General features: G+C 58.5%; 4 protein-coding genes. All 4 read left to right on the forward strand.

Annotation, left to right across the window (positions count from 1 at the left end):
• Positions 1–69: 69 nt before the first annotated feature.
• A complete protein-coding gene (locus I8N66_RS33455; RefSeq protein ID WP_291163642.1) occupies positions 70–273 on the forward strand; it encodes a hypothetical protein in 204 nt (67 codons plus the stop codon).
• Positions 274–341: 68 nt separating this feature from the next.
• The gene (locus tag I8N66_RS33460; RefSeq protein WP_291163645.1) at positions 342–1,391 is read left to right on the forward strand and encodes a Fic family protein; all 1,050 of its coding nucleotides are present in this window, start codon (positions 342–344) and stop codon (positions 1,389–1,391) included.
• A gap of 224 nt (positions 1,392–1,615) precedes the next feature.
• Complete coding sequence (locus tag I8N66_RS33465) at positions 1,616–2,491, forward strand: zincin-like metallopeptidase domain-containing protein (RefSeq protein WP_291163648.1); 876 nt, start codon at positions 1,616–1,618, stop codon at positions 2,489–2,491.
• 446 nt (positions 2,492–2,937) lie between these two features.
• Positions 2,938–3,604: AAA family ATPase (locus I8N66_RS33470; protein ID WP_291163651.1), on the forward strand; the 667-nt coding region annotated here is incomplete at its 3' end.

Below are 3,604 nucleotides of genomic sequence, written 5' to 3' on the forward strand. Positions count from 1 at the left end.
AAAATCCGGCAAAATGCTGGATTTACAGCACTATTCCTGCTAGGGTATCCCGTAACTGGAGATTTGCCGATGAACGTTCATTCCCGCCGTCCGGATTGTTCCCCGGAAGCTGTCGAGAAGCGGCGCAAGGCTGCGGAGCAGGCGCGCGCTGCCAACGTCCGGCAGGGTTATGTTCACGATCCCGTCCTCGAGGCAACCACCGCCCGCTATGTCGCCGGCGACATCACCCGCGAGGAATACCGGGCGCTCATGATCGATCGACCCGTTAGATAGCTCACCGATCAACTCTCAAGAACAAAAGGCCGCCCGCTTAGAGCCGGCGGCTTTTTGTTGGGCTTGCCATGGCTGAAGAGTACCCCAAAGGTTCCTACACCTACCCCAACTCCTCGGACGATCCGGACCGGACAGACGTTTTGAGAAACAGATGGGGAGTTGAAACACACTCCGAGCTGCGCGCGAAAGAGTATCGCGCGACGGCCGTGCGGATGCTCGAAATCGCTGAAGGCGATGGCCCCAAGGGCAATTTTGACAAGGCCCACCTTAAGGCGATCCACGGCTACATTTTTCAGGACGTTTACGAGTGGGCCGGGCACACGCGCAACGAAACGCCGGTCGTCGACGGCGAGCGTGTCGAGCCGATCGGGGGCTTGTCCAAGGGCGGCACCTCGTTCCTGCCGGGATCGCGCATAGAAATGGGCTTGGACGAGGCCTTGAAGCCGATCCGAGATCCCCAAGCACTGAGCAACGCTACGCCAGAGCAATTTGCCGAACGTGCCGGCCAGGTCCTTGCCGAACTGAATTATGTGCATCCGTTTCGTGAGGGTAACGGCAGAGCGCAAGAGGCCTTCATTGCAGAACTAGGGCGCCACTACGGGCACGAGATCGATTTTTCCATCATCAGTAAACCACGCATGATCGATGCGTCGATCGAGACCACGAACAATCCCTCGAGCGATGCAATGAAGCATGTGGTGCAGGACGCTTTGGATTCTAATCGCCGAGAAGCCATCAGAGCGGCATTCGCGGATTTGAAAGACTGCGGCGAGGAGCCCCTCCACCACAACGTTCGCACCGCCCGGGCTGGCGAGGAAATCACCGGCACGGTTCTCGGAGCCGGCGACCGCCTTATGAGCCTTGTCACCGAACGCGGCATTGTCGTTGCCGATCGCGCCGACTTGCCGGAAAGATTGCTGGACGACGGGGAAATCACCTTTAGCGCCCGATCGGACTTCTCCCGCCTGGGACGAGAGCATCCGGCCCGAGAGGCGCAGTCGCAGCCAGCGCCGGCCGGGCAGCCACAGCAGGACCAGAATCCCGATCTGAAGGCGATCCAGGCGCAATTGGCGGCACAGAGAGGCCGCGGCCGCGATGACGACGATCATGGGCGATAAGGAACCCATCCGGCTTTAAAGCTGCACCGACGCTGGCGATTGCGGCCAGTCGCCAATGGTCTGCTGCCCTCTCCTTCCGTTGGATGGATTGACGGACAAGCTACGATAGCCCCTCCCCCACGCAACCGCTGGCGCGGTCCTCCTCTCCGTTGCGGCCCTTTGGGTGCATGGGCTCGCTTCGGCCATCTCCGTTTTCTGCCGTCAACCAACCGAAGGAGACGGCAATGCAGAACATCAAGGACACCTACCAGCGCATTACAGATGCCGTCATCGAGCAGCTTGAAGCCGGCACCAAGCCGTGGATCCGGCCCTGGCGCGGAAACAGCCGCGGCTCCCTTGTTCCCCGCCGCGTCACTGGCGAGGCGTACCGAGGGATCAATGTCCTGATGCTATGGCTTGCAAGCGAGCTCGCGGGCTACGAGGAAAACACCTGGCTCACTTACCGCCAGGCTCAGGAATTCGGCGGCCAGGTCCGAAAGGGCGAAAAAGGCGCCCTGGTCGTCAAGTACGGCACCTTCGCCCCTAAGGAGCGCGAGGACGATGACGATCGTGGCATTCCCTATCTCAAGGGCTACACGGTCTTCAACGTTGAGCAGATCGAGAACCTTTCGCAGGAGTTCTATCGGCCGACCGAGGAGCTCCTGACGACGCAGGTTCCGCACCTTGAGGCGGTCGAAACCTTCGTCCGCAACACCAGAGCGGTGATCACCTATGACGGCGCGACCGCCTGCTTTCGTCCCACGGCCGACGACATCCTGTTGCCCGACCGGGCTCGCTTCGTCGATGAGGTCCATCTGTACTCGACCTTGCTTCACGAAATGACACATTGGTCAGGTGCAAAGCATCGCCTTGATCGTGACCTCAGCGGCCGGTTTGGCACTGAAAGTTACGCGATGGAGGAACTCGTTGCCGAGCTTTCCGCTTCATTCCTCTGCGCTGATCTCGGTGTCGCCCACGACCCTAGAGGTAATACCGCTAGCTATCTGGAGAGCTGGCTCAAGGTGCTGAAGAACGACAAGCGTGCGATCGTGACCGCGGCCGCCAAAGCTCAGGCTGCGGCTGATTACCTGCACGGCCAGCAAAGGGCCCACTTGCAGTGAAGGCCGGGAAAAGAAATTCTATCTGAACAACGCACTGGCGGCGAAACCTGTTTTGCCGCAGTCGCCCGTGGACCAGTCCACAGAAATGGTGCACGCATATTCCACACTCGGGGCGTCACGTAATTCGTCCAAGTCCTAATGCAACAGCGATAGCTCCGAGTTCCTCAAAATGGTTGCGGCGTCTCCTGGCCTCCGAGCGCTATTTACTCCAAACCATTGCATATTCAGCATAATTCTGAATTTTGACGGCAGTCAAAACGACAGTGCATAAGCTGCCCCTCCCTATTCCCATCTGCTGAGAATCGGCATCATCTACGAGCGCAAGTCTGCAAATTGCGGTTAACCTTTTGTTAACCCTATTTTCCTTGCCAGTATTTGAGAATCGGAGATAATGACGGCATTTCGCTGAAAACAGTGATTTTACCGACAGAATGGCCTGAGGCACAATGAACGCGTTCACATCGCTACCCTCGTTCGAGCTGGACGACAAGATTTTGATGCAGGGGGCGGAAATCTCCCGCAGGCTGAATCAGCTGCGGTTGGAGAACTTTCCACCTTCTGCGAAGAAAACCCTGCGTCCGTTTTCGGTTGCCGAGGTTGCTCACTATCTCGGAGTTACACCGAGCAATCTGAAGCGGCTCTATCTCGACGGCAAGGGACCGGTTCCGACTACCGTGGGGAGCCGGAAACAATACACCGCCGAGCAGATGTGGGAGCTTCGGCATTACCTCGCAGAGACCGGGAAGAGCGAGGCCAAAAAATACGTGCCCCAAAGGAAGCCGGGCGACAAGCTCCAGGTGATCGCCGTCGTGAACTTCAAGGGCGGGTCAGGAAAGACGACAACAGCCACTCACCTCGCCCAGCACCTCGCACTCACGGGACACCGTGTTCTTGCCGTCGATCTCGATCCGCAGGCATCACTATCGGCCCTGCACGGTTACCAACCGGAGCTCGATCAGAATCCGTCGCTCTACGATACGATCCGCTACGATGATCAGCGTAAGCCAATTTCGGATATTATCCAGCCGACCAATTTCCCCGGCCTCGACATTATTCCCGCGAACCTCGAGCTTCAGGAATACGAATACGACACGCCACTCGCCCTGCAGGCCG

Source organism: Ensifer sp. SSB1 (assembly GCF_016652895.1).
In the GTDB taxonomy this organism is placed as follows: domain Bacteria; phylum Pseudomonadota; class Alphaproteobacteria; order Rhizobiales; family Rhizobiaceae; genus Ensifer.

Bases quoted from the DNA above. Each gene is read 5' to 3' on its own strand.
- I8N66_RS33455 (WP_291163642.1), top strand. From the start codon at position 70: ATGAACGTTCATTCCCGCCGTCCGGATTGTTCCCCGGAAGCTGTCGAG.
- I8N66_RS33460 (WP_291163645.1), top strand. From the start codon at position 342: ATGGCTGAAGAGTACCCCAAAGGTTCCTACACCTACCCCAACTCCTCG.
- I8N66_RS33465 (WP_291163648.1), top strand. From the start codon at position 1,616: ATGCAGAACATCAAGGACACCTACCAGCGCATTACAGATGCCGTCATC.